The sequence below is a fragment of the Patescibacteria group bacterium genome, assembly GCA_035549555.1.
GTDB lineage: Bacteria > Patescibacteriota > Microgenomatia > UBA8517 > UBA8517 > Co84-156.
Genome location: DASZQR010000007.1, coordinates 1 through 26,031, shown reverse-complemented (window position 1 = coordinate 26,031; position 26,031 = coordinate 1). Strand labels below are relative to the sequence as shown.

The 26,031-nt window shown below is 36.0% G+C and carries 24 protein-coding genes; 13 read left to right on the top strand and 11 right to left on the bottom strand.

What is annotated here, in order from left to right; genetic code table 11:
• From VG895_00595 to VG895_00585, 3 genes are all read left to right on the top strand, one after another.
• Positions 1 to 575, top strand: a 575-nt coding sequence (locus tag VG895_00595; GenBank protein ID HWA51541.1) for a hypothetical protein, incomplete at its 5' end; no start/stop codon positions are given.
• Complete coding sequence (locus tag VG895_00590) at positions 541 to 1,260, top strand: queuosine precursor transporter (protein ID HWA51540.1); 720 nt, start codon at positions 541 to 543, stop codon at positions 1,258 to 1,260. The genes VG895_00595 and VG895_00590, both read left to right, overlap by 35 nt.
• Positions 1,257 to 2,195 carry an NAD(P)-dependent oxidoreductase gene (locus VG895_00585; protein ID HWA51539.1) on the top strand — a complete coding sequence of 313 codons (939 nt, stop codon included), beginning with the start codon at positions 1,257 to 1,259 and terminating at the stop codon, positions 2,193 to 2,195. Before VG895_00590 ends, VG895_00585 begins: the two co-directional genes overlap by 4 nt.
• Positions 2,196 to 2,254: 59 nt before the next feature.
• On the opposite strand, the gene VG895_00580 is transcribed toward VG895_00585, so the two are convergent.
• Positions 2,255 to 2,560 carry a hypothetical protein gene (locus VG895_00580; protein HWA51538.1) on the bottom strand — a complete coding sequence of 102 codons (306 nt, stop codon included), beginning with the start codon at positions 2,558 to 2,560 and terminating at the stop codon, positions 2,255 to 2,257.
• Between the two features lie 1,033 nt (positions 2,561 to 3,593).
• On the opposite strand from VG895_00580, the gene VG895_00575 reads away from it, so the two are divergent.
• The 4 genes from VG895_00575 to VG895_00560 all read left to right on the top strand — a co-directional run bounded on the left by VG895_00575 (position 3,594) and on the right by VG895_00560 (position 7,937).
• Positions 3,594 to 4,472: a hypothetical protein gene (locus tag VG895_00575; GenBank protein HWA51537.1), complete on the top strand. Its 879-nt coding sequence runs from the start codon at positions 3,594 to 3,596 to the stop codon at positions 4,470 to 4,472.
• A gap of 303 nt (positions 4,473 to 4,775) precedes the next feature.
• Positions 4,776 to 6,092 (top strand): HAMP domain-containing sensor histidine kinase, encoded by a 1,317-nt coding sequence (locus VG895_00570; GenBank protein ID HWA51536.1) that lies wholly within the window; start codon positions 4,776 to 4,778, stop codon positions 6,090 to 6,092.
• Entirely contained in the window at positions 6,079 to 7,092 is a 1,014-nt protein-coding gene (locus VG895_00565) for a response regulator (protein HWA51535.1), read from the top strand. Before VG895_00570 ends, VG895_00565 begins: the two co-directional genes overlap by 14 nt.
• A 200-nt stretch (positions 7,093 to 7,292) precedes the next feature.
• Complete coding sequence (locus tag VG895_00560) at positions 7,293 to 7,937, top strand: response regulator (GenBank protein ID HWA51534.1); 645 nt, start codon at positions 7,293 to 7,295, stop codon at positions 7,935 to 7,937.
• Positions 7,938 to 8,099: 162 nt separating this feature from the next.
• On the opposite strand, the gene VG895_00555 is transcribed toward VG895_00560, so the two are convergent.
• The gene (locus tag VG895_00555) at positions 8,100 to 8,906 is read right to left on the bottom strand and encodes a response regulator (GenBank protein ID HWA51533.1); all 807 of its coding nucleotides are present in this window, start codon (positions 8,904 to 8,906) and stop codon (positions 8,100 to 8,102) included.
• Positions 8,907 to 9,220: 314 nt separating this feature from the next.
• Here VG895_00555 and VG895_00550 point away from each other — a divergent pair, with 314 nt between their 5' ends.
• Positions 9,221 to 10,552: a hypothetical protein gene (locus VG895_00550; GenBank protein HWA51532.1), complete on the top strand. Its 1,332-nt coding sequence runs from the start codon at positions 9,221 to 9,223 to the stop codon at positions 10,550 to 10,552.
• Here VG895_00550 and VG895_00545 read toward each other — a convergent pair.
• The 5 genes from VG895_00545 to VG895_00525 form a co-directional block, all read right to left on the bottom strand.
• Entirely contained in the window at positions 10,545 to 11,288 is a 744-nt protein-coding gene (locus VG895_00545) for a class I SAM-dependent methyltransferase (GenBank protein ID HWA51531.1), read from the bottom strand. The two genes, VG895_00550 and VG895_00545, sit on opposite strands and share 8 nt — an antisense overlap.
• A gap of 388 nt (positions 11,289 to 11,676) precedes the next feature.
• The gene (locus tag VG895_00540; protein HWA51530.1) at positions 11,677 to 12,792 is read right to left on the bottom strand and encodes a hypothetical protein; all 1,116 of its coding nucleotides are present in this window, start codon (positions 12,790 to 12,792) and stop codon (positions 11,677 to 11,679) included.
• A 552-nt stretch (positions 12,793 to 13,344) separates the two neighbouring features.
• Positions 13,345 to 13,899 carry a hypothetical protein gene (locus VG895_00535; protein ID HWA51529.1) on the bottom strand — a complete coding sequence of 185 codons (555 nt, stop codon included), beginning with the start codon at positions 13,897 to 13,899 and terminating at the stop codon, positions 13,345 to 13,347.
• Positions 13,900 to 13,933: 34 nt separating this feature from the next.
• Positions 13,934 to 14,401 (bottom strand): hypothetical protein, encoded by a 468-nt coding sequence (locus tag VG895_00530; protein ID HWA51528.1) that lies wholly within the window; start codon positions 14,399 to 14,401, stop codon positions 13,934 to 13,936.
• 207 nt (positions 14,402 to 14,608) lie between these two features.
• Positions 14,609 to 14,806 (bottom strand): hypothetical protein, encoded by a 198-nt coding sequence (locus tag VG895_00525; protein ID HWA51527.1) that lies wholly within the window; start codon positions 14,804 to 14,806, stop codon positions 14,609 to 14,611.
• A gap of 371 nt (positions 14,807 to 15,177) precedes the next feature.
• Between VG895_00525 and VG895_00520 the strand changes: the two genes are divergently transcribed.
• The 3 genes from VG895_00520 (at position 15,178) to VG895_00510 (ending at position 17,564) form a co-directional block, all read left to right on the top strand.
• Complete coding sequence (locus VG895_00520; protein ID HWA51526.1) at positions 15,178 to 15,693, top strand: hypothetical protein; 516 nt, start codon at positions 15,178 to 15,180, stop codon at positions 15,691 to 15,693.
• Positions 15,674 to 16,636: a hypothetical protein gene (locus VG895_00515; protein ID HWA51525.1), complete on the top strand. Its 963-nt coding sequence runs from the start codon at positions 15,674 to 15,676 to the stop codon at positions 16,634 to 16,636. Before VG895_00520 ends, VG895_00515 begins: the two co-directional genes overlap by 20 nt.
• Before the next feature lie 646 nt (positions 16,637 to 17,282).
• Complete coding sequence (locus VG895_00510; protein HWA51524.1) at positions 17,283 to 17,564, top strand: ankyrin repeat domain-containing protein; 282 nt, start codon at positions 17,283 to 17,285, stop codon at positions 17,562 to 17,564.
• Between the two features lie 610 nt (positions 17,565 to 18,174).
• Here VG895_00510 and VG895_00505 read toward each other — a convergent pair.
• Together VG895_00505 and VG895_00500 are read right to left on the bottom strand one after the other, a co-directional pair.
• Positions 18,175 to 18,753, bottom strand: a complete 579-nt coding sequence (locus tag VG895_00505; protein HWA51523.1) for a DNA-binding protein — start codon at positions 18,751 to 18,753, stop codon at positions 18,175 to 18,177.
• 492 nt (positions 18,754 to 19,245) lie between these two features.
• A complete protein-coding gene (locus VG895_00500) occupies positions 19,246 to 19,527 on the bottom strand; it encodes a hypothetical protein (GenBank protein HWA51522.1) in 282 nt (93 codons plus the stop codon).
• A gap of 375 nt (positions 19,528 to 19,902) precedes the next feature.
• On the opposite strand from VG895_00500, the gene VG895_00495 reads away from it, so the two are divergent.
• Positions 19,903 to 22,368 carry a tetratricopeptide repeat protein gene (locus VG895_00495; GenBank protein ID HWA51521.1) on the top strand — a complete coding sequence of 822 codons (2,466 nt, stop codon included), beginning with the start codon at positions 19,903 to 19,905 and terminating at the stop codon, positions 22,366 to 22,368.
• A gap of 2 nt (positions 22,369 to 22,370) precedes the next feature.
• On the opposite strand, the gene VG895_00490 is transcribed toward VG895_00495, so the two are convergent.
• Positions 22,371 to 23,609, bottom strand: a complete 1,239-nt coding sequence (locus tag VG895_00490) for an IS256 family transposase (protein ID HWA51520.1) — start codon at positions 23,607 to 23,609, stop codon at positions 22,371 to 22,373.
• Positions 23,610 to 23,964: 355 nt separating this feature from the next.
• Complete coding sequence (locus VG895_00485; GenBank protein HWA51519.1) at positions 23,965 to 25,164, bottom strand: AAA family ATPase; 1,200 nt, start codon at positions 25,162 to 25,164, stop codon at positions 23,965 to 23,967.
• Positions 25,165 to 25,427: 263 nt separating this feature from the next.
• Between VG895_00485 and VG895_00480 the strand changes: the two genes are divergently transcribed.
• Positions 25,428 to 25,859 carry a hypothetical protein gene (locus VG895_00480; protein ID HWA51518.1) on the top strand — a complete coding sequence of 144 codons (432 nt, stop codon included), beginning with the start codon at positions 25,428 to 25,430 and terminating at the stop codon, positions 25,857 to 25,859.
• Positions 25,860 to 26,031: the final 172 nt, after the last annotated feature.

Sequence of the window (26,031 nt, the reverse complement as noted above, 5' to 3'; positions counted from 1 at the left end):
ACCTGTTCCATACACTTTATAAAATATGTTCCAGCTTTTTAGATTATTTCTTGACCTGGTCTCGCTGGGGATATGGAAAAAGATATTTATATCATTTAGACGGAGTTGAGGAAAAGGGAAATTTGATATACTTATCTCTTCATATAAGAGGAAGGCGCGCAGGATGTACCATTCCTATTAATTCAATTAATGAAGAAGTCATAAGTGAAGTTCACCCGGTTGATGCCTGTTTTATAGGCGCTCTTTCAATATCAACTGACGCAAGTGTGGTTAGTTTTCTGAAGGAATTATATTCTACTTTCAAAGAAAATAAACAACCTCTAACAACTGTAAAAACTGATCCTTTATTGGCCGTCACCAATATTTTGAGCCCAAAATTAAACGAAGAAAAATTAATGATCTATCCTAAAGCGGATGGCTTATCTTCTGCGATGGAAATAAAACTACAAGATATTGTCTCAAACCCTGTGTTATTAACTGGTTTGGGGTCAAAAAGTGCTTTTAGAGTAGATCAAGAAATTTCCAGGAAATTACTCTGCCATGAACAAAATTTTAGATACCAAAGAAATCACTAGCCTCAATGCTTATCCGTTAATATGCGCTATTTATACTTCTATGATAATTGCACTTGTGGCACTTGCCGGACGTTTATCTTTTATTAATTTCCCTATCATAGGAAAGATATTCATTGGTGCTGATTTCTTTTTACTGCCTTTCATTTTTTTCTTACAAAATGTTGTCACCGAAGTGTATGGATATGAAAGATGTCGCCAACTTACCCAGTTAAGTATCGTAGGCATATTACTCTTTTTTTGTTTCAGCTTATTCTCAACAACTTTACCCTTACCAGATAAAATTGCCAATCAGAATGCATTCAACATAGTTATTTTTACTTACCCTCGTCATTTAGTGGCTTTTTTATTTGCACTATATTTTGGTGCTATAGTGAATCAGTATTTAATTTCTAAGCTGAAGGTTGCTTGGAGAGGAAAATCACTGTGGTTACGTTCTATCGCATCTACTTTCTTAGGCGATTTTACTTATCAAGTTATCGGCTCAATCATATCAAGGTATGGTGTTCTTAAAATACACGAAATATTAACATATGATTTACTATCCTATTTATATAAATTATCTTTTGAGCTCTGCACCATTCCATTTATTTATGCGGCGAGTAACTATCTTAAAAACATGGAAGGCATTGACATATATGATACCAATGTCAACTATAATCCCTTTAAATTTAGCCTAGGCAAATGAAAAAAATATTCTGTCTCTTAAGTGAAAAATTACCAGACGAAAGAAAACAAAAAATGGTTGATTTTCTAAAAGACCATGCTTCGTCATTGGGATTACCCTTCCAAATAGACTTATTCGTCAATCAAACAATAGATCAATATAAAGATTATCACTACGCAATTGCTTTTTTTCCACCAGCAAATATTTTAAAGCAATTTCCCTCCTTAGAATTTGTCATTTCTTTAAATGCTGGAGTAAATGATGTTATCCAGGAGCTACAATCTAAAATACCGCTTAGTAGAGTGATTTATCAACCGGCATTAGATCGCATGAAAGAGCACATCCTATATTGTATTCTTGACTATACCTTGTTAATGAGTCGACATCGAAAAAATCAAGAACTAAAAATATGGGATAGATCAAAACCTTACTCTATAGCAAATGACAATATTGGAATTATGGGGTTAGGACGGGTGGGTCAAGGAATAGCTGAAACTTTAATCAAATTGGGTAAAAAAGTTCAGGGATTTTCAAAAACTACGAAAAGCTTTGTTAATAAATCATTTACTATTAATAATTTTTCTGAGTTCTTATCAACGACTAACATATTAATCAATGCGCTACCGCTTAACTCGGAAACTGAAGGTATATTAAACGCACAGACTATGAGTTTATTGCCAGATCAAAGTTGCATTATCAATGTAGGCCGTGGGGGACATATCATTGAGGACGATTTGTTAAAAATTTTAAAAACTGACAAGCTAAACAAAGTTTATTTAGATGTATTTGGTAATGAACCATTGCCAGAAGAGCACCCATTCTGGAGTCATCCAAAAATATTTTTAACTCCGCATATTTCTGGCATATTTGATGTGCTGGATGTTTTAAAACCGGCCATAGATCAGATAAAAGAGTTTTATGAGAATGGCAGGGTTATTAATGCACCAAAATATTAGATAACGTAAAATGCTGACCTTATTTTTTTAAACTGCACGCATGATGCTGTTCACGCTGCTTAATGCCGGTTTTTGCTGATAGCGGGGACTGGCAGGACGCGAGCCTCCCTAACCAGCTTAGGTAGCTTTTCACAAAAAAAATCTGAACCTCTTTTTCTGGCTTCTTGATCGTTAATATTTATAGTACAAATAGCCTTTGCAGCGATATGCAGCACTACATTGTAAAAGGTTTCCGTTGTCCTATGTTCTGCGGGCATCATAGATTGGATTGCTTCATTTATAAATTTTACCCCTTCATCACTTACAGCATTCAACAGTGCGCGATATTGTTCTAAATTGATTTTCTTAGAAGTTTGATCTTCCATGGTAACTCCTGATAATTATTTTCTAAACTATTTGTGAGTCACTCCTAGCTATGGATTATGTCTTTGATTTATTAGAAAAAGAAATTTAAATTTCCTATTTTTTGCATATAATGTTGTAGGAAGCTCTAGTCTAGGAAGTTGCTCAAAAGGTAAATGATCGAAATGTTAAAAACGAATGAAATTAATTGTGTAAATAGCTTTGCCGCGCTCACCTTGCAAATAATCATGGCTCAGATAAACATTTTTCTTCAGAAGAGTGATGAGGTGTACGCAGATCATGAAAATCCGTAAACTCAAATTATATATACTGTCTGCTGATTAATTTCAGTTTCTAACCAATCAAATACTTAAAATAATATTCTAACTACTGCTTGTTTCTGCAAGAAAATATATTTTTTTCTACTATAATAAAATTATTAATGTATAAAAATTCAATTCAAAGTAAAAGAAAAAACTATTGATCTATGATTGTTTGTTTCCGCAAATTTTGTTCCCAGATTTTAGAAAACCACAAAAAGTGCTAAAAAATGTTTCACCTGGACGTAGGATCAGATAGTATATCCCATTGCATCCTAGAGATAAAGACTAGGTGAATCTGCATAACATCTACAAACATAGTTGTCATTCAATGTTGAATGGTAGTAATACCTTATAGTTTTCTTAAATTGAATTTAGGTTTCATAAAGCATTGAGTGATCCCTCTCACTATTAAGAGTCAATTGCTAAATCGACGTTTTCGAATTAGTGATGTTATCTTAAGAATTAAAATCTTACTGTACATTGTTGCGAAGCTGGAAGTTACATATATTATTGTTAGTTCATCAAAATGCCTGTCGAGCAAATGCAAAAGGAGATGCTGCCTTAAAGAGAAAAGATAATGGAAAATCCGAATGGCCAAGTATAAATGGCCAACAGATTAACATATCTGCTCTCAACCTGGTTAGATATAGTTTTTTCTGACCAGCTTCTTTAAGGGTATAAGGCGGTACATAAATACAATTCTCATCAATTGCTTTTAGATAGGAGTATCAAAATGACAATACAACATTATAATTACACGTCTCAACAATGGATTGATAGAGATTTAATCAACAAAAAACAGAAAAAGGAAAAACTAATAGCATTTGCAAACTCTGTTATGGATAATCCACATTATTCAGTAGAGTTTAACAGTTTACTAGCAGAATTAAATTTAACTAAAAAAGAAATAATTCAGGGTTTTTTAGAATATAATCTTGATATTTTTTCTACGAAGGGAAATTTGGTTTACGACTCACCAGAAAATCGTGTTGTTTTACATATTCATAATTTATTGAAGGGCAGCTGGCACATAACCCGACAAAAAACAATTTTAGAATTTATAAAGCAGGCAAATCCAACTAATGCTGCTGATATTGGTTTCGGAGTGCCCAGTAAATATGTAAAAGAATTAGTTTTAAATGAAAATCAATTTCATTTAGCCTTATGTGATCTATATGAATCAGCGTTTTCATTCGCAAGAGTCTTGCTAGGATTGTGGGATAAGTCCTGGAATAAAAAAATTGATTTTATAAAAACGGATATGGATAAAAATGAATTTGTAGGTGATTTTGACTTATATATTTTTCAAGACTCAATAGAGCACACATATCAGCCTGAAGAATACCTGGATACATATGTTCAGCTATCCTATCCAAGTGCTAAATTTTTGATCTCACTACCCATAGGTCCCATTATACCTCGGCACTTTATTGCCTGGGAAACTAAAGAAATAGCATTAAATTGGTTAAAACAACGCGGTTTGAAAGTTGAAGCCAGTAAATCAATATTTGTTAATCCGTCGGTTGATCTGTTTGCGGAAGAGATTGACGAAAACTACTGCGACTTTGTCGTATTATGTTCTAAAATAAAAACGCCTAGTTTGATTCAGTAATTTAGCGTTTATAGCGCATATTTTGCTGGCAGTAACCTCTCTTTCCCTGCAACATGCGCAAGTAGTATTGGCCAAGAATGAAGTATCGATAAACCTTGATAACCTCATTTTTGGTCAACCACATTGATTTTTCGCATATAATTATCAATTTATTTGAACCTTCTTTTCCTGCTTGTTTCGATAATTCCAGTATATTCAGTTTGGTTTTTATTATTTTTTCATGTAAACTATTGGGGCTGATAGTCCATCAGTAATTAACTTGAAGTTAATATCAAACTGAATCTAACTCCTCAGTTCAACAATATGAAATCAACACGCGGTTTATTTCAAAAACTCTGGTTAAAAATTACCAGGAAAGCAAAAGACACTGAGTATCAATTCATTCCGCTTGGTGTGATTGGCTTTGTTAGTTTTATCGCATATTACTTTATATGGAACAAAGTAACGCCTAATGAATATCAAAATTCATATCTGCGCTTGATTGGAGGCTTGCTCTGCTTTTTTTTGATATTTCATAAATATTGGCCTCAAAAACTAAAAAGAATCCTTCCGCTATACTGGTATTTTACACTATTTTATTGTTTTCCATTTTTCTTTACTTTTATGCTGTTTAAAAATTCTTCGTCAATTGTTTGGCTTTTAACGACAATGACAGGAATATTTTATTTAATGCTGTTAGTAGATTGGATTGATCTTCTCGTTATCGTTACATTAGGCACCCTCGTTTCCTGGATATGTTATGTTCTTACTACGGATAAAATTATAATCCCCACTTTATTTTTACAAACACTACCAACGTACGCCACTGTTTTCGTCGCAGGTAAAATCTTTCTTTATAGAACCTCAACCATTCAACAAGAAAAATTAGAAGCAATGAAATCAGTAGGTGCTACAGTGGCTCACGAATTGCGTACTCCTTTATCCGCAATAGCAGTAGGTCTTGATGGGGTAAAAGATTATTTCCCTACTTTAATAGAGGGTTACTCATCTGCAAAGGAGCATGGTCTTCCAGTCAAACCTATTTCACCGAAACACTATGAGATACTATCAACGATTTTGGATGACTTGCAATCGGAAGCACATTATTCAAATACAATCGTTGACATGATTCTTATGAATGTTAAGCAAGGTGCCGGTTTTATTGGTAATCATAAAAAATGTGAAATCAATACTTGCATTGGTGAAGCAATTCAACGCTATCCTTTCAAATCCGGCGAAGCAGCATTAATTGAATGGGATAACCAGCATAATTTTTCATTTTTAGGGGATAAGGTATTGATTGAGCACGTACTTTTCAATTTAATGAAAAATGCTTTATACTATATAGAAGCAGAAGGTAAAGGAAGTATATCCATATGGTGTGAAATTCAGGATCATTATAATATCCTATATTTCAAAGACACGGCTAAAGGAATTCCATCACAAGCGCTTCCTCTAGTTTTTGACAGATTTTACACAACCAACATCAATGGAACTGGGCTAGGTTTAGCTTTTTGCAGAATGGTGATGACTAATTTAGGAGGCGATATTAGTTGCGCCTCGAAACTTGGTCTTTATACTCAATTTACTCTTAGATTCCCTAAAACAAACGTCAAGGATGAACAAAATGAAAACATCTAAACTCTCATGTTTATATTATCCAACTACATGTGTGCTTGTTGATGATGACAAATTCTTTCTAAATAGTATCATTTTAAAGCTAAATCCCAATATACCTTATAAAACATATTTAGATCCAAAGGAAGCCTTGAACGCTTTAAAAAATCTGAAGACACAAAATCAATTTTTGTCAGAAATTGTTTCAGCAAATCCTGATTCCGAAGAGTATGCGGAGAATCAATACCAAGTAAACCTTAAAATTTCTAACATTTTTCAACAAGCCTATAGTCGAAATCATTATGGTCAAATTTCTGTTATTGTCGTGGATTATGCTATGCCTCAAATGAATGGAGCTGAACTGCTTAAAAATTTATCTGACGTACCCATAAAAAAAATTATGCTTACAGGACAAGCGGATGAATCTTTTGCTGTACAACTCTTTAATGAGGGAATAATTCACAAGTTCATTTTAAAAAAAGATACTCAGTCACTAGCTGAAATGATTAATCAAGCTATTGGTGAACTACAAGATAAGTACTTTCATGATCTGTCAGAATTTGTTCTTCAAAATTTACCTCCACAATTAAACATTTGTTTAAGTGACCCTGTGTTTATTGATCTTTTTAATCAGGTTAAGAATGATGCTGCAGCGTCTAGCTATTATTTACTAGATGCATCGGGTAGCTTTTTATTTTTGGATGACTCGGGTACCCCAACATGGCTAATTGTTAAAACTGAGGATGAAATTCGAGAGTTTGCACAACAAGCTGAGTACGAAGGAGCACCAAAAGAACTTCTAGAATCATTGAAAAAAGGAGAGGTAATAGCGCATTTCAATAATTTTGATGAATATGTAGATGCGACTAATGGGGATTGGAGTAAGTATTTATTTCCTGCGAAAATTGTGAAAGGAGTCAAGCAATATCATTACTCAATATTAAAAAGTCTTCCTGGTTTTCCAATAGATCAAAATAAAATTTTTCCATTTAGTGAATACCTAAATAGCAATTCATCCACTTAATTTTACTGAGTGGTCAGATTAGCTGCCAATCTTGACCATTCCATGAGTTGCTATGCGAATTGCTTCTGTATCCGTGTTAGCTTCAAGGTTTTTGAACCCGCTCGCAACTATGGTAAGCATTTGTAACTCGCAATGTGAAAGTTGGGCTGCCGGGATTTGTAGCATCGCTGTCACCTCAATAACGACAAGGAGCAACCTGCGTGATAAAGGTTTTACTAGTCGATGACCATGAGTTAGTACGTACTAGCATTAAGTTACTTTTAGGTGATGTTGAAAACATTGTTGTAACTGGCGAGGCTAAAAGTGGAGAAGATGCTATTCGTTTAGTCCGAGAACTTGACCCAGATGTTATTCTAATGGATCTGAACATGCCAGGCATGGGTGGTTTTGAAGCAGTAATGCGCTTACTGCGTAATAAACCAACGCCAAAGATATTGATCCTTAGTGCCTACACTACTGGGCTTGTACCCGCACGATTGCTAAATCTAGGTGTAACCGGTTATTTGAGCAAACATGCAAAGCGCGAAGACATGATACATGCAATCCAGACAGTTTATTCTGGAAATCGCTATATTGACCCATTAATAGCAGATTCCATCGCTTCATTTCATGCTACTTCAAAAAATAATTTATCCTCAGTAGTGCAACTTACAGATCGCGAGTTGCAAATGCTTATCTTGATTGCCAACGGTATGGATAGAACTGATATTGCTAAGAGTTTGTATCTCAGCAAAAAAACGACCAACGGCTACATCTCTGGCGCATTAAAAAAACTTGGCGCTAAAACCGATGCAGAAGCTATTCGCATAGCGATTCAAAGCGGCTTGGTCAAGATAGATAGTTAGCCTGACCACCCAGTAAAATTAATCTGCGGATAAATTGAAATTACGATAGGGTCTTAGGCGCAAGTGTGAACTGCACCACGCAGATTGAAATTATTGCTCAAATAGGTTAACCGGAGTCAATCCATTTGAAAAGTGGTTTTAGGATAAATGAATAAAAAATTGCTAGTTATTTCTTCGATTAAGACGTTTAATAAAAGATTCTACGCAATCAATTGCTACTTGAGTTGGGAACTTATTACCCATCTCTTCTAACAATTGAATAGCAAGATAATTAAAATATTGAGATTTAGACATGCCATCTGGTTTAGGGGCATTTTTAATTGCTACAGCGTAATAATCTAGCAATACCTGTTCTGAGTATAAGTTCAGAACTCTATTTTTTTTCACATTACTAATATTACCCAGAATCAAATTTATTTTTTCTCTGTTCAGGGGTTTGCAGAAAACTTGATCAATTCCAGCTGCGTCACACTGAACTTTTACATTCTTATCAGTATTGATAGTAACAGCTGCAATCATAGGCTTTATTTCTTGCATTTTTCTTATTTCAACTGCTAATTCATAGCCATTTTTGCCGGGTAAACAAATATCCAATAGAATCAGATCATAAGAATTATGCAGCAGTATAGCCATTGCTTCCGCTGCATTTTCGGCAGTGTGAACCAGGCACCCCATGTCCATTAGCATCTTTTTATGAAAATCTTGGGCTATTAAATTATCTTCTACAACAAGGACGCGCAACTGTTCTGTACTGGTAAACACTGTCGAATCTGTTGAAAGCTGACTATTGCCCTCATTTAGCTGAATCCCAGAAGGTTGTTTGCTTGAGATTTTATCGCTATTTACGATTTTGTTGATTTTCAGAAAGGCAATATACTTTTCAGGAGTATCCCGGAAGCTATAATTTGTATTAGAGAAGGCTCTTTTGGAATTTTTTGGTTTATTAATTAAGGAAACAGTTTGCAGCATTTAATGTTTTACGCTCATAGTTAGAGGTTAAAATTTCCTTCTAGATAAATAGCTCCCAAAAATAATTTACGGGGTGAAAATATCAGGCAGTTTTTTAATTGCCATTATTGTCAGGGTAAATTATCCAATTTTTTTGTATCAATATATTATCCTTAACAATTACTTAGCATATTAAGCCATATATAAGCTGGAGTTAAAATTGTACAAAAAATTAGCAAATTGCATTAATGAAATTAGCTAGCAAAAAATACTAGTTAATTCTGGGGGTTATTTGTTAATATAATGGAGGTTGTAATTTCAAAGGAAAGAATTCAATGCCAAATAATGAAACGCAAACTATCCAGGAATTGCTGTGGAAGGACGTTCGAAAGGATGTTGCACAAAAAAATAGTATACTGGCTAAAATTATAGATGAACTAAATCCTAGCTCAGAATATACTTTATTTAAGGCTCGCTACCATTTTGGTAGTGAAATTTTAAAAAATGGCCATCTTTATATCCCAGATAATAAGGGCAGTCTAATTCATTTAAATGATAGTAGTACTCCTGCAAATATCCGAAATAAAATAAATTATAACCTTGGTTCTAACCCCGTTTTCATCCTTTTAAACCGTTTAGCGGAATTTTTCATCGTAATGGAAAACCATACAATTCCTCTTTATGGATTAATAGAGCCGGGAAAAATGTTTGGAACCTGGCGGGTATTAAATTTAATGGGTTCTCATAACCCCATATTTATCTGGAATATGACAGCGGGATCACGTTCCATATTTATGTTGCCCAAAATTTCTGAAACGATGAGATTCGGTAAGTTAACTCGTGCTTTTGGGTTAAAGGCAGAAAAGCCCAATTCGCTGCTAGATCATTGGGAAATTTTTCGAGAAATAGCCAATCATCCTGATTTCGGAGAAACCTGGACAACCGAGATATTATTTTTTTCCAAAAAATGGTTTGATAGATTAGATGACAAGAAATGGAGTGATTTTGCGCTATATTTATATAGAAATGCTTGGCTGGGCAGTGAATTTTTTCGTAATAAATATTTGTGGGACTTAGTTTTTTCTTTGATTCTTAATGAGCGTAATATTAAACCAAATCCCTATATATCTGATACGGTAAAACATTTGATGGCTATAGGAACTGGTGCATTCCCTGGGTTCGCATCTGCTCTAAATGATGAAGCTGCCCCAATTCACAGATTACAAGAATGTATTGAGTCGATATATCAACTAGAAGAATATGCCCCCATTATTATGCATCCACATTTTCTTAAGAAAGAAATATCCCGGCCAATTTATTATTCTTTACAGTATCCGACTACAACCGAATTTTCTCCAAAATCAAGAAAAGGTTCTACCAAGATATTTGATTTATATCAAATAAAATCACTCCTAGCAAAATATTTAGTCGATATACATTTAGATGAATTAAATCTTGGAGACACGCCTATTTTTGATTTAGTTGAAAAAATACAATATGATTTTTTCCATACTGATCCTGAGAATTATAAAGGTATTCGGCTGAGCAAAGAAATTCCTGAAGAAGACAAAACTTTTATCCAAACTCCTGAAGGTATGAATAAAAATTTCCCCATAAACAGCCCATTTTTAAGGGGCTGTATCCGTATTTCATCTAAAATTAAATAACCGTATTACTCAGAATATGTACGACACGAGGTCTCCCTAAAGGAGTTAAATAATTAATATGCTTAATATACTTAAAGCCAAGCTGCTCACCATATTCCTGAATTTCCTCAGAAGAGGCTTTGTAACCATAAAAAGTTCCATATTTTGTAGAAATTACAAAAGATCGCCCGTCATTAACTGTTGCATTATTTGGTACACATGTGTGCAATATTGTTTCTAAAACTAAAGTACCGCCAGGTTTCAACCAAGTGCAGATTTGTTTTAGTATAGGCAATTGTTCTTCTTTTGAAAAATCTCCTATTCCAGACCACATCCACAAAATTGCCTCAACTTTTTGTACGGGAGAGAAACGTTGAATATCTTGTTGAGTGATATTAGCTCGCTGGGAAAAATTTTTTATTAGGTGTTCATAAAAACCTTGGCTGCGTTCGACAATATAAATTTTTCCCTGATAGCCATTAGTTATTAGTCTATTTGTTACTCGACCGTATCCGCCACCTAAATCAATAAGAGAACGGGTATCAGCAATATACGGGTAAGCTAAATCAATATCGCACCCTTCTTCAAATCCTCCTTCAATAGCCCAATTGCGTAAAACATCTATAGGAATCTTCTCGTAAAACTCAATTACATCATCATTTGTCCATTTATTTTTTACGCTTTTTATGTGGGGGATATTTATTCGTGGTAGAGATTTTTCGTTCGTATAAACAATTGCATTCGTAGAATAAGACACGTATCAAAGCACCTTTGTGAGTTATTTATTTTTACTATTTAATCTCCTTGAATTAGATTGGAATCCTTGAAATTAGTTAATAGCTAATGATACCATATAAGCTCAATATACAAAACTAGGAGAAAAGCCATGAAATACGTACCAAATGTGCCAAATTAAGGTAATGATCTGTCAAGCTTAGTGTTCAATAATCCTAACAAGAAATTAATATTTTTTATTAATGGTGGTCTTTTACTGGAACGTTAGAATTATATACTAAGCTTACAGGCTCAGTTACTCATGCCAAAAATTAGAAAAATACATTATTACCAAATAATTAATTTAAGCATCCCTTAAGGTTTTGTCTTAATCGCGCAATTCGTTTTGTGTTGGAAATCGTAGCGTTACCTCAATTTGTGGCGGTATTACAACGGATATGCGTAAGCAAAAATAAGCCTGCATCTTTTCGGCTACATCCTAGTTGGGCAGCTAAATACTTATATTTTAAAAATTCTTCTTCTGTGCTTCGACGTTTCTTAGAGTAATCATGTGGCTGACTGCTCAAGTCAAGTTCCATGTATGGATTATATTTCTTATTATCTAACAATATCCCTGGGTATTGGGGATGCTGCGCCATATTACACAGAACAATAGTTTCAAAGCCTGCTGCTGAAAATCGCTTTAAATAATGTTCTCTTGATTCCAATCTTTCTTGTTTGTAACGAGCCAACCCAGTAAAAAGCATTATTCCGCGCTTTGTTTGCCCAACTGACTTATAATCCACAATATAACAATTTTGTTTCTGAGAAGGTTGTAAAGTAAATTCAATGGTATCTTTTTCATTCTGTGCGATTCTAGCAACCACTACCTGGATATGCTTATTGCTGTGTAAAGCATGCATAAGCAGTATTTTTGTTACTTCATAACAGGGCAATACATGACGCCCAACCTCATCCTTAAAGTATAAGGATTTCAACAAGCATAGTTCATATTGCTCAGCATTTAATCCATATAGCAACTTAAACAAGAATTGACATGAAAACTCTGACAGGTTGCGTTGCAGGCGATGTATTATTTTTCGAGCATAAGTTTTCGATATATTCCCTAAACTCTGACATATTTTTTCATAGTCAATACCATGAGAAGTTTCAAATTCCCCAGTCAATTTATATTTTGATAGCACATAAGCTTGGGTTAGAAAATATACTGGTTCTAAAAAATTTACATCAAGCTTGTGTTCATCAAGCACTTGTTTTAGCGTAGTCGACTGACGTATGAATTTTAGGTAATGGCTGGGTTGTTTATTTTTTAAAGCTTCGTATTGTACCAATAAAGATTCACATCGATGTTGGATTTCCTTAACCTGTTGTATAAAATTAGATAATTTATTTTTACAATATTCTTTGTTTTCTTCCAAAGTTTGGATTAGTTGATATGCACGAATTTGACATAAATTTTCGCTGACTTGCGCATCAAAATGAGCATAATTTCCTTGGATATAATTATTTAGGGCTTCAATTATCATCCTTAAAAAAAATTAGCAATCGCAAAAATCGCACCCTATCCGTTAATGATCTTAACGGTATATTGTCGGTATGCGGCATAAAACTAATCACACTATACTTCATTTCAATCCTTGGGGAGGGGGTCAAACTTAACTGTTTTATTTTCAAGCTGGGGAAAACCAAAAATGTAATAAAAATCTTCTTTGGCATCTAGGACAAAAACGGCGGGACAGGTCTATCTTTTATTGGTCTCTCTATAGCTTGAATTTACAATCAACTGATTATAAAAAGCTTATATTTTGACTGCATTTGGTTGAATCTCTATAAGCCCTCCTTCCTGGTTAATTATGAGTAGAGCATACTATTAATCCTCATTTCATAACTGACCAGGCGCTTGGGTCCTATTGAGCGCCAGCATTAAAGCAAAGTGGAAATTAAAAAAATGTAGGCCATAGGATTATGGTTAAAAAGAAATTTAGGTTTTTGCTAAATTCTAATAATGATAATGCGTAAAATCATCGCCCCTAGGTACAATCAGTGATTCCAGATTACTAGTTGTCGATTTCATTAAGTCAAAGCGGACAATTTTGCATAGGTGATTTCGCTAAATGCATTGCGCTGACCAATGCTTGGCTGCCTTGCTCTAGCATAGTCGCAGTGGCTCCTGAATAAAGGGTGGTTCCGCAACTGGCGGTAGCGCATTGACCACCAAAGGTGATAAAGCTGGTCGTATATTTAATCTCACAGGTACATGTTACCTGATTAGAATTTTGTGGGTCGACAGTACATGGCTTATCTAAACAATCAGTCCAAGGATGATTACTATTACAAGTCATAACCCAGTTAGTCTTTGCATTCTCAAAGGAAAAATTAGAAAATAGCAATTGCTGTCCCTGGCTGTTGGTTGTTGGCTTACGCTTGTCACAGGGCAAAGTACCCAGTGACGCACCATCTTGAACAATACAGGAGCAGACCGATTGACTTTTACTCCCTGGTACAGGCTTGCAGGTTGCCGTAGTGCACAGCGCATAAGGTTGTGAACAAACAGCATAATTGCCACTGACTTCAGCGATACCATTTATGCTTATCAACGACAAGCAGCCTACTGCCCATAGTAGTTTTCTCATAAAAAATCCCTTTTAAGTTAAAGTCCATTAAAACTTACCTCAGGTCAGGTAAATCATCCGGGTGAGAGATAGACTTTGCTGTTAATTTTTTTAGATGAGATTTCTTTCGAGTTTTTTTCGGCTTAACGGATTTTTTCGCCCAAATTTTCTCAAACTTTTGCTGTGCTTTTTTCTGAGCCAGTAATTTTTTATGACCCACCTGCAATACCAGCTTCTCAGCTTTTAAAATTTCCAACTGCTTTTCCAGAGCAGTAGTATTAACCGGCTTTACTTTTGTCGAACTGATAGATTTTTTAGCTGTCTTTGCTGGCTTAGACTTCGCCTTCAATTTTTTTAACTGCATGGTAGTTTGCTTTATTGATTTATCAATGTCGGTTAATACCTTAGGATAGATTTTTTCTAACCTGAGCTGGTCTTGTTTCAGACAGGTTTCTAACTGACGAACCTGCTTTGAAAAATCAGCAGATTTGCTCTTTGCTGTAGTTCTACGTTTTATTACCATGTATTAAACTCCAAGGTTGAAATAAAGATAACAATAAATATTATCGATTTTTAAATTTTTATTCTACAAAACTACTCTGACGTTGCCCCAGTGACTGGATGCTTACTAGATTCATTTTAAATCTGAGAGGTTTGGGCTATATCAGCGATAACTTTGATGATTTCAGCTTTGTTCAACAGGGTCTGACAATATTAAATTTTAGGAAGCTTAGTTGCTCGTAGTGTCTTTGTAAACTCGCCAATCTTTATCCATCTTTAGCAGATATTTAGCAGCTTCCACCAGAAAGAATTCTTTGTCTGTAACCCCAGCCCATTTAATGTAGTGTTCTATTTCGGTATCTAAGGCTTTGGGCAGTTTAGCTCTGACTGAAACTGTTTCCAGGTTCACGGGTTTAATTAACGGCATAGTCGACTCCTTTTTCACTAATTTTATTCTGAGATAGCATAGGTATTTTATTGTGGGTTGTCTATCAGTTTTTATGCAACTTTTGTGCCTCTTTAGCTTCGGGAATAGGTCAAAGTTTATTTAAAAAAACAACTACGAATAGGTGCTAATTTTCGGTGCACTGTAATGTGTGCTGCTGCTAATTTGGCTAGCAAAATTCCTGAACTAAACTCAAGCAAAAATACAGTAATTTACCGGTTAAAAATTTGGTAGAATATATCGCCAAATCAGCAACAGCACGAGTGTACCCTGACGGGCTGCGCCCGTCAGGGTACAGATTTTTTGACGCAATATAAATTGCTGATTTAAAAAATAAATCAAGGAATTTTGCTATGAAGAAAGAGACAGTAAAAACAAGACAACCTTTTGCGACAGATAATACAGATAAATTAATTAATAGTAACATCACTAACAGCCAATTATATTGCCACTTACAACAGCTGACGATGAGACTCACAGCCGATGAAATTTCCCAAGTCTGTCGCAATCTGATAGGTGCTATTAACACTGCTTTACTTAAGGGAGAAAGCCCTGAAAAACTAGTCCGACGCATTGCCAGGAAACGCTCTCCGAAGCTTTATAATTTTCATTCCATGACTAGAGAAGAAGCCCAGAAAGAGCTGGCCGAAATCAAACAATTGCGCAGGCTAGCTTCTGCCCGTTCACCTATCCCAGGTGCACGCAAACTTGAAAAATATCACCCTGAAATTCTCACTCTGTATCAGTCAGACGCCTCTTATCGAGACATCCAATTCTGGTTGCGCGCCAAAAGGGGATTGGTGGTATCTCACCATAGCGTACAGCGTTATTTGCAGGCAGTATTAAACCATGAACCCAAAGAAATCTGATGCTCAATCCAGGGTTCAAGGACACGCGCGATATTCATTGCGAGAGCAAGCAGAAAAATATATTGATGCCCGTGCTAATCGTGGCAAAAGCAAAGCCAGTGGCGCTATTCTACGGAGTGACAGAACAGTGCAGCGCTATCAAGGCGACCTGGGGCGAGCAGCTGAAGCTATCCAAAAAGCCCATGGCATTACTCGCCTGAAAGACATCACCCAACAGCAGGCACAAGCATATATTGACCAGCGTCTGCGCGAAAAAATCAGAGTGCGAACGGTGCAAGGATATGCCAAAGCATTAGGGACGCTACCTTTAGTTAAAAACCTGGTAGTGCCATCCAGAACCAGCGATAAACGGGATAAACCAAGTCAAACTCGGGCTTATGCTTTCGAGCAAATACAAGCTATCCGACAACATATCACAGCGCCAGCTGAGCGCTTGGCGATGCAAATATTACAAGAGTCTGGATGCCGTGCTAAGGACTTTGCATCCATCAGGTTAGAGGCCGAACGACCGGTTAAAAATGCGCGTTTAAACAAGCTGCATACCGATCGGTTTGCAGGTAGAGAAAACTGGGTAAAGGTGAGTTTTATTGGCAAAGGCGGCCATGAATATGTCTCGACTATTTCGTCCAAAACTGCGGAGGAATTGGCGAAATATCGCCTGCCACAGCCACGTGATTTTAGAGAGCGTAACCAGCCCAATGTGGTGACCAAACAATATTATGATTTACCTGCAGGCTTGAATTTATCTGCGATTTGGAGTGCGGCGAGCAGACAAGTTTTTTTCACTTCCAGAGGGTTGCATGGGCTGCGCCACACTTTCGCGCAGGAGCGCTTGCGGGGGATGCTTCAGGTCGGAATGACTTGGGATAAGGCAGTGGAATGTGTCAGCCAACAGATGGGGCATTATCGGGCTGAAGAGGCAATACAAACCTATTTGCGCTAAGCCCCTTCTTAAGTTTTTTACGCGTGAGTTTATGACAATAGCAGCCTCAAACAGAAATTGTTTGGCAGGTTATGGGCCTGTGGCAGCAGATGCATTTCGCAAAAACCTTCATTCACGCCTCAATGGCTTTGAGAAACGCTGGCCGTGCTGGCACGGTTTTCGCGCCTGTTAACGCTGGCAGATTCTCATGATGGCTCTGTGCAGGCGCTTCCATGGACATGAAGTCCATACAAGGTGTTCGCGGCGCTCACCAGTTTATGAAGCAGTATCACGAATCTTGCTTTTGATAGGAAACATTGATCGATAAAAATATCTTCTCGTTTTGTAAGAGGTGATTCTCAGCACATAATACCTATTGTCGTTAGCTTATAATATTTAGGTTCTTGCTTAGATTTTGTCTTAAAAATTTGCAGGTCCATCTTATCCACAGAAATTGTGAATAAAGTTGTGCATAAAGACATCAGAGCCCAGCTGGCACAACCTGCGAGCAAGATTTGTACAAAAATACTCCAGAATTTTGATAAAAACGCTATAACTACTAATTTCACTGTGAATGCTCTTGCGGTATATTGAATCTACTTCATCAGTAAACTTGCCTGCTGAAGATCGAGATTGAAAACCAACATGAAATTTGAGGAAGACTCTTATGGAACAATTAATTGAAGCAATGAAAATTGACGATGTAGCAAGAACTGCTGAACTACTGCAATCTGGTTTTGGCCCTAACGGATATGAAGACTATGCGCACATAACACCATTACACTTTGCTGCACAAATTAATGCTTTGCAAAGTGCGCAATTGTTATTGCAGGCAGGTGCTAATCCGAGATCTAAATCCATTGATGGTATATCTCCTTTTGATGTTGCATGTACGCATGTTCATTCAGACATGGTGGCGTTGTTATCCGCTCATATGCTTATGCACTAAAAGGATTATTGAAAGTCCTTTAGAGGGTTTAGGGTGGTCCTTTTAGGGGCTTAGGGTGGGCGCATTAGGGTGCTAAATGACAGTATTCCCACCATCTTGTAAAAGTAAACGTGATGGAATTATCTTCCATCACGCTTTGTTGCCAACATTCCAACATTAACAGTTAAGTGACATTTTCATATTGCTATGAAAACGACGCCTCCTGGGAGACGATTTTATAAGCTGTCGAAGCCGCTTACTTGGGTCGCAAAAACGCTGCAAATTACAATGAGGAATTATCCTCGCCACCCCATCACCAGCGGTGGTAAGGACTAGAGTGAAAGATTGAAGATCGAATTGAAAGCAGAAATAGCCGAATAGCTATTGAAGGCATGAGAAGAATACCCGAAGAAAACGAGTGCAGCTACGAAACCACCAGAAGCATGGCAATCAGGGAATTTCATCGTAGTTACGCCTGATTTATACTGCTGTTTAAAGTCATGCAGTAATCGACTTACAAGCATCAAATAATATATCGAGCTACAAATATGTCAAGCCTGGCTGGCTGGCTGGCTGATAAATATCGTTTAAATTAAAGTTGGGAGCAGAAAAAATCCCAACATTAATCATCTTAACCATCTACAATGAGATCATTTTTTTCTTTGGGGACTACAACCTCTTTTTTCAATAATTGCTTTTCCAGCTCAGAACAACGGGTTTCAGCAATGGCGGCCTGCTTGTCAGCTATATGTTGAGCTGCTATCGCTTGCTCCAGCTTCTTTTCGAGAGCCTGGAATTTTTCTGCTTGTTGATTTTGCATTTCATTCATTACGGCAATTTGCTGCTTAAGCTGGCTGATCTGCTGCGTACATTCTTCTAGCGCTATTTCCTGCTTGGCTAAGGCTTCATGCGCTTCTTCCAGTTGTTCATTAGCTTGAGAAAGTTGTATTTCTGATTGAGCTTTAGTTTCTGCTTTTGCCTTACCGATTTCCGCCAGTATCGCTTGTCTCAAATTAGTTGAGATTTCATGGTCCACTTGAGATTGAGCATGTGACTGCTCTGTTCGCCAGCGTTTTAAAAACACTGCCAGTTTGGCAAATGAGCCGCCAATGTGGCTATGGATGGTGCGAACTGAAATTTTTTCACCATCGTCCTGCATCTTTAAAGCGGCTTGGCAAAATAAATCGTAGGTGATGAGTTCTTGACGCATGGGTAATTCCTTATAAATAACATAAAATAACGATACTAATATAATAACGTTATTTTATGTTATTTAAAAATGGAGTCAAGAGGTTGATGAATTCGATTAATACAGGGAGCAGCTCAAAGTGAATGTGTTGGGGTTGGCGACAGTAATTCTCTATCTTATGATTGACAAGTTACTTTGAAAATCAGATGCATAATCAATCAGTTGAAAGCGGGTTTGGCAGAAGTGGGTGGGCAGTAGAGATTATGATTTCTCAAGAGCCTATGTTAATTGCCACAATTAATTCCAGAAGCGTTAGCCCGTGGCGGGTCACGGTGTTGTTGCGCACCTGTTATGCAAGCAGATTTTCATGCAGCCTTGTGCAGGCGCTTTATGGACTGCAATACAGCCCATGCAAGGAGCTCGCTTCACTCGCGAATGCTGTGATAAATTGATAAATAGTAAACATTTAGTCAGTATTGGCTAAACATTTAGATGTTTCTTCTTACATGTTGGTTAAAATGGCAACTGTATGTATTTTCCCATTTGCGTATTTTCTTTCCACATGCTATCTGATTTATCAACTGGAATAGCAGTTATTTCCGTTTCATCTCCATATTGAAATGTGGGATCTATAACTCTATAAAAATTATTCTTAACATCGCATAAATAATCAAATACTTTAGGTATTTTAGGCAAGGAAACAAAATGAGGTCTAGTGCCATGGGTCGTAAATCCATTAGCGCTATCACCATCAGTAGCTTTAACAGCTAGCCAGATTTTTATTTTATTTGACATGATTTCTCCTAAAAGTGGGATACACTAGTATTGGGGATTCTATTTGATATTTTCAAGATAATTTTCATATGATTCCAGCGATGGAATGAATTTTTTATTACTATCGTCATATGTGAGGCTTTACATCCTAACTTCGAAACTTCAAACAACTTAGCCTCACTCCACTTAGCGAATTATTATTGCACGCTCTGTCCAGCTCTGCCATCATTTGTAAATCCGAATCTCACCGCGCAGGAGATGACAATGATACAGATAGGCAGCACTATCCTGGATATATCATTCTTAAAAGAATTATCCAGTCAATGCGAGAAAATAGCCGCGGCGGAGGGGTTCGTATGGAATCCTCAAATTAATGATGTTGTTTTATCAGACTGGTTGCGTGATACATCAACAATTTACTCCTTTAAAGATATTAACGATTTAGTAACAAGAATCGGTATTCTATACTCCTGGAAATTCCCTCATGCTGTTTTGGATAAAAAATTAACCGCTGGAAAGAAGCTACAGGCTGACTTTGCAGAAATACAATTCTACACTACTAATTCTATTGATTTTGCAGATTCAACAAAAATGCAAATTGAATCAACTTTGGATTTCAAAAGAAGAACTGAAATAGGCTTAGAAGATAGGATTGCAGTTCTAACTAATATACTGCAAATAATAGAAAGCGATTTAAATAATCCCGAAATAATTATGCTAGTGTGTCCAGAGGATTTTTTTAGAGGCGCTGAAATATCTACTGATACTGAAGAATCAGAGAGTCGCGGAAAATGTATGGATAGGGACACGGTTTTTAATTTCTTTAATACCCGAATGGTCACCTTAAGTGCTAAATATCCCAATGTCATAATTATTCCTGGATCAGTTTATGTTAGTACGGATTCTTTGGGTGATGACCATACTTTTTTTTATAGAGGGGGGACAAAAAAATCGACAAAGATAGGTAAATCATCTATTTACGTACAAAATATTGCTCCTGTTTTTTATAACGGAAAATGGGTGCGGTTAATAAAAAAAGGGGCGCCATTGGTAGCTGATAGGCTTAAAAATGGCAAAGTAATTAACCAGGAGCACTTACTTGACGAGAAAACTTTTTTAAAAAAAACTGATAAAGGTATTAACACCAAAGTTTTCATTGAAGAATATGGTGAAGATACATTATGCGATCTCAATAAAAATTTAATATTTATGGGTGAAACTCCCTTGCCTAATGAAGGAACACTTCTAACAAGCTATGGCATAAAGAATTTATGGGAATTTACCAGTACGGTTCTTAGTTTACCAATCACTCAAAATAAATTACTTAATATTGGAATTGAAATATGCCATGACCATAATATCATGAAAAAATTGAAGAGAAGATTCAATGGTATTGAATTGGATTGCCATATTATCATCACCCATGGTACAGCTTTTGACGACTCCTCTGTTCTAACACGTAATGGATATGGCATAAGAGCTGAATCAGACCCTCCTTCCAGCGCGTCTCCTGGCAGCCAAGTTTTTTCATATGTTAATGATTTTAGAATTCCTTTTGAGATTATACATGAGAAAATATTAGTTATAGGGAGCAGCACTTTTATTTTTAAAACTGCTCCTTTACCAGTACCATTAGTGCGAAATCCAATTATATTTCCTTCAGCTCAAGATATGCTAAGTGCATGTTTTGAATTAATAGCGACTATTTCTACCACAGTTCCATCTAGAGCTAATAAAAAACAAGTTGATATTTGTCGCAATGATTTAACCCTTTTATCAACTGAACTCGAGCATGGTATATTCTCTCCACACCATCAAAACAAAATATTCCAAACATATGAAAAGCTTTGTAAAATTTGTCAATCACCTAAAGATAAAGATGTCAAAGTACTATCAACGGAGTCAAATGGTTCAGAATACCCAAAAGTACCCGATAAAATATCACTTTTAGGACAGATGGATGAGAACTCTATCGCTATTATGGGATATTGTGCTTATTTATATCCTAAAGCTATACCGGAACAATTATTGTCAGCATTGCTATCATCTAAAACAAATATCGCTTTTTCATTAGATATTTTACAAAACCAGAGGTTGTTAGCTTACGATCAAAACACTCATGCTTATTCCATCTCTCCAGATTTACAACAAGAAATTAGAAACCATCATGTTGCCGTGTTGAAATTTGATGAAAAAGATATGGTTTTATCGCTGTATATTTTTCCAATCGCTAATCTCTTATATACCGAGTTACAGAAACTTTATGCTGATTATGATCGTGTGCATTTATTACAACGTCATGCACACCTGATTTTAAGATATTTAGAAGACTTTAACGAATCAACTCATAGATTTATTATTGATGAACATAGAACAAACTTATTAACTGCTATCGGTCATTGTTTTTTATCTGCTAATCCAGAAAATGCTTATGATACATTTTATCAAGTTTGCCTAGTCCAAAAAAAAATATATGGCCTCATGCATCTAAAAGTAGCTGAATCTTATGTTAATCTAGCTACAGCAAGTGAAAAATTAAAGAAATTTCCACAAGCAATTTCACATTATACAACGGCATTGGCTATTTTTACTGAAATAGGAAAAAAAGAAGAGATTTTATTTATGCAATCAAAAATTGCAGCCCTGGCTACTACAAAAAACAAGGAAGAAAAGGAGCGTAAGACGAGAGAGATCAATCCTGTAGAAGCTGCAACAACATCCAAAATAGACTCTCCCACAAAGCAATTGGCTACCACTGTAACAAATAATCCAAACACATTTAATTTTAATACATCTTCCGCGCCATCATCTCAAATTGAAGTCTCACCTTCTGAGAGCGTTCATCAAACTGTGTCAGCATAAAGTTATCTCAGATCTAAATTTAAACGGTCTTCGAAATAAATTTGTAACTGTGATGCTATCAGCGCCCAATTATGCATAGGTTGATACCATTTTTCCATGACTTTCTGACAGGCGCAGTAAACTAATTTCATTAGCGCGTTTTCACTAACAAACGCTCCTTTGCTCTTAGTATACTTACGGACTTGCCGATGAAAACCCTCAATAATATTAGTTGTGTAAATAATACGGCGTAGCTCTTGCGGGTATTTAAAATACTGCGACAATGTTTCCCAATTAGCATGCCAGGATTTGATAACGGCGGGATATTTCTTGCCCCATTTTTCGCCTAATTCAAGTAAATGCTGCTCAGCAACATCACAACTTGAAGCCTGGTATACTTCGCGTAAATCAAGCATAAAGGATTTCTGGTCTTTACTAACAACATATTTCAGAGAATTGCGGATTTGATGCACCACACAAAGCTGGATTTCTGTTTTAGGGAATACTTCCGCAATAGCTTCAGGAAAGCCTTTCAGGCCATCAATGCTAGCAATTAGAATATCATCTACTCCACGAATACGAAGATCATTTAAAACGCTTAGCCAAAAACGTGCCCCTTCGCTTTCAGAAAGATAAATACCTATAATTTCCTTACGACCATTTTTATTAACACCAAGAATCGAATAAATCGCTTTGCTTACAACCTTGCCTTCCTCTCGGACTTTAAAATGCATTGCATCTAAAAATACAATAGGATAGATAGCTTCCAGTGGGCGAGATCGCCATTCAGCGATAACAGGCAATAATTTATCAGTAATTTGGCTTATCTTTGCGGGTGATACTTCTAGTCCATACAGCTCATGGAGATGCTGTGTAATAGACTCATAACTCATCCCAATGGCGTATAAAGATAATACTTTATTATCCAGAGATTCATTTAAAATAGTCTGTCGTTTTTTGACAATCTCAGGTTCAAAGCTGCCATCACGATCGCGAGGGGTTTCTAATTCGAATGAACCAGTGCCTGTTTTAACTGTCTTTGGAGTTTTGCCATTGCGGCGATTAGTTAAACCATTAGTTTTACAGTCAGTTAAATGAGCTTCTATCTCACCATCTAATGCCGCTTCAAGAATTCGCTTGATTAGAGGGGTTATCACTCCATCAACACCTGTCAAGGGTTGGCCAGACTTTAGTCTTGTTATGGCTTCTTGTTGGAATTGATTAAAATCAAATTCATTCAGATTGATTTTATTGTTATTCATTTTCAGCTCTCCTAATTTTGAGGTAGTATACCTCGTTAAGAAAGCTGACACAGTTATTTAAACACTACCCACCTTCTCCAGAAACTCAGGAAACTCCAAGTCCATTGATACCTGAAACTGAGTTTTAGAGCGTATAGACAAGGTCATTTTTTTCTTTGAGAGTTATAGCTTCCTTCTTTGCCAATTGTTTCTCTAGTTCAGAACAACGGGTTTCGGCAATAGCAGCTTGTTTGTCAGCTATATGTTGAGCTGCTATCGCTTACCTCCATACAAAGTATTTTTAGGAGAGGTTTTCTTTTCAGTTATCTGTATAAGAAAAAAAACCAAGCTTAATTTGTCGGATTCTTAATTTAGGTTAAAACATTTCAGTTTCTTGCAGCATAGCATCGTAATTTACTTCGTTTTTTATTATGTTTATAATATTTGAAAAAAGGGGTTGAAAATTACAAAATTTTTCAGAATCAAATGACCTGCTTTGATTGGCAAAATCTGCTTTACAACTATCTTTAAATTTGAGAGTTTCACCGCCGCCAGCAAATCTGCTTTTTTCACAATATTTTTCAATTACGTCATTAGAAAAAAGCAATTCGATTGATAAGCAGGAAGCTTTGATATCTTTGTCGGCATAATCACTTCTGATTTCTGGCACTGGAAGAAATAACATATAACCCATATTATTGTCTTCTTTATAAATTAGTCCCTTGCGAGAATCATAAGCAGAAAGTGTATATCCAGACTTGGGGTATTTAACTCTGTCTTTCCATTCATAATACGCATCGTCAAAATCCATTAATCCAATAAATAATTGATTTTCATAGTTTTTAAAAATTTCCTTTCGTCTAAACATATTAATTAAAAAATAGCAATCAAAGCAATCAATTATATGAAAAGGCATTGATTTTCCATGAAGGGATTTCCAGGCAGATTCTAAAATTATTTTATCTGTTATACCTTCAACAAAAACTATAGGTTTTCCTTTGTGAAAATCAATTTGATAAGTGAGGCTTAAGTCTGCCGCTCTGTTATCAACTGTAATTATACCGTCAGAAAGTATCGGAATCATTTCAGCACGAGAACTTTTTCTTATGACTTCATCTTTCTGCATCCAAAAAAGATTATTATCATTTACATAAGCAATTGTCGATGGGCTATGAGTAGTCATTATTACTTGAATATCAAATTTAGTAACTAATGTATTAAATAAAATATCAATTAATACCTTGCTCATGGACGGGTTTAAATGAGCATCAAATTCATCTAGAAGCAATAACTTACTATCGTTGTTTAAAATTTGGTTGCATGCCCAAAGAGTAAGAAAAACGATATATTTTTCTCCAGAAGATAGTTCTTGAAATGGAATTTCAATATTTAGGTCAATATCGATGAAACTAGGTATATACCTGATGCCTTCAATTGGAGGCTTAATTTTATATGCAAAACCTCTATATTCACTAAATAAACCATTAATAATATGCCAGGGTGGATTTGAGCCAATAGTTTTAAAAATTTCATCATCTTTAATTATTCTGCCCTCTTCATACAGCTTAAGCTTCATGCGATTTAATTTTTCCAAATATGACTTAAATAAGTCGGGAAGAAAATCATTCTCATGATTTTTGCCTTCCAAATACATAAAAGCATTATGAGGAAGTACTTCTAGAATCCAATGGCACTAACTTAAGAAATTATACTTTTAAAACATAAGGTTAATGAAATGCGTCTCACATTAGTGTATGTTTGGTTTTGCAAAAAAACAGACCTACAGTAAGGAGACGCATATGAACATTCACTTTAGAAACACTCAGATCAAGTAAAGAATTGCCCTTCAAAGATATTTTATCGTCTGAGAAGATTGCTAAACACATGGAGAACATCACTTACAGGGAACGTATTTTTACACCAGATGTCACTATTTTTGGTTTTTTAGCACAAGCTATTTCGGCAGATCAATCGTGCCAAATGGGTCTTGTGCAGATTATTAGTTGGTTGGCAAGTCAAGGGAAAAAACTTCCCAGTGCCAATACAGCAGCTTATTGCAAAGCACGCACCAAATTACCAGAAGAAGTTCTCTCAGGTCTTGCCAAAGAATGTGGTAACGAGCTAGTGGAACAAGTGCCAGCTAAATGGTTATGGCGCAATCGCCCTGTAAAATTAATTGATGGGTCGACAGTCTCCATGCCAGACACGGCGGAAAATCAAGAAGAATATCCCCAGCCTGACACCCAAAAAAAGGGGTTGGATTTCCTATAGCTCGCGTGGTGGCAGTGATATCCCTTGCGCTGGGTGTGTTGCCTTTCATCTGGTGCAGCGGTTCCTGTCTTCTGAAAATAGCTAATAGGAATTTATTTAAATTTTTTTCCAGATTTTTTAAATGGAATCGATTTAAAAAATCACCTGGCTTTCTTCATGACATTAATCAAAA

Coding starts and splice junctions, on each gene's coding strand:
- VG895_00500 (HWA51522.1), bottom strand. CDS start 19,527: ATGTCAAATAAAATAAAAATCTGGCTAGCTGTTAAAGCTACTGATGGT.
- VG895_00525 (HWA51527.1), bottom strand. CDS start 14,806: ATGCCGTTAATTAAACCCGTGAACCTGGAAACAGTTTCAGTCAGAGCT.
- VG895_00490 (HWA51520.1), bottom strand. CDS start 23,609: ATGAATAACAATAAAATCAATCTGAATGAATTTGATTTTAATCAATTC.
- VG895_00590 (HWA51540.1), top strand. CDS start 541: ATGAACAAAATTTTAGATACCAAAGAAATCACTAGCCTCAATGCTTAT.
- VG895_00530 (HWA51528.1), bottom strand. CDS start 14,401: ATGGTAATAAAACGTAGAACTACAGCAAAGAGCAAATCTGCTGATTTT.
- VG895_00520 (HWA51526.1), top strand. CDS start 15,178: ATGAAGAAAGAGACAGTAAAAACAAGACAACCTTTTGCGACAGATAAT.
- VG895_00550 (HWA51532.1), top strand. CDS start 9,221: ATGCCAAATAATGAAACGCAAACTATCCAGGAATTGCTGTGGAAGGAC.
- VG895_00585 (HWA51539.1), top strand. CDS start 1,257: ATGAAAAAAATATTCTGTCTCTTAAGTGAAAAATTACCAGACGAAAGA.
- VG895_00510 (HWA51524.1), top strand. CDS start 17,283: ATGGAACAATTAATTGAAGCAATGAAAATTGACGATGTAGCAAGAACT.
- VG895_00535 (HWA51529.1), bottom strand. CDS start 13,899: ATGAGAAAACTACTATGGGCAGTAGGCTGCTTGTCGTTGATAAGCATA.
- VG895_00485 (HWA51519.1), bottom strand. CDS start 25,164: ATGAAGCTTAAGCTGTATGAAGAGGGCAGAATAATTAAAGATGATGAA.
- VG895_00555 (HWA51533.1), bottom strand. CDS start 8,906: ATGCTGCAAACTGTTTCCTTAATTAATAAACCAAAAAATTCCAAAAGA.
- VG895_00570 (HWA51536.1), top strand. CDS start 4,776: ATGAAATCAACACGCGGTTTATTTCAAAAACTCTGGTTAAAAATTACC.
- VG895_00565 (HWA51535.1), top strand. CDS start 6,079: ATGAAAACATCTAAACTCTCATGTTTATATTATCCAACTACATGTGTG.
- VG895_00540 (HWA51530.1), bottom strand. CDS start 12,792: ATGATAATTGAAGCCCTAAATAATTATATCCAAGGAAATTATGCTCAT.
- VG895_00575 (HWA51537.1), top strand. CDS start 3,594: ATGACAATACAACATTATAATTACACGTCTCAACAATGGATTGATAGA.
- VG895_00515 (HWA51525.1), top strand. CDS start 15,674: ATGAACCCAAAGAAATCTGATGCTCAATCCAGGGTTCAAGGACACGCG.
- VG895_00580 (HWA51538.1), bottom strand. CDS start 2,560: ATGGAAGATCAAACTTCTAAGAAAATCAATTTAGAACAATATCGCGCA.
- VG895_00505 (HWA51523.1), bottom strand. CDS start 18,753: ATGCGTCAAGAACTCATCACCTACGATTTATTTTGCCAAGCCGCTTTA.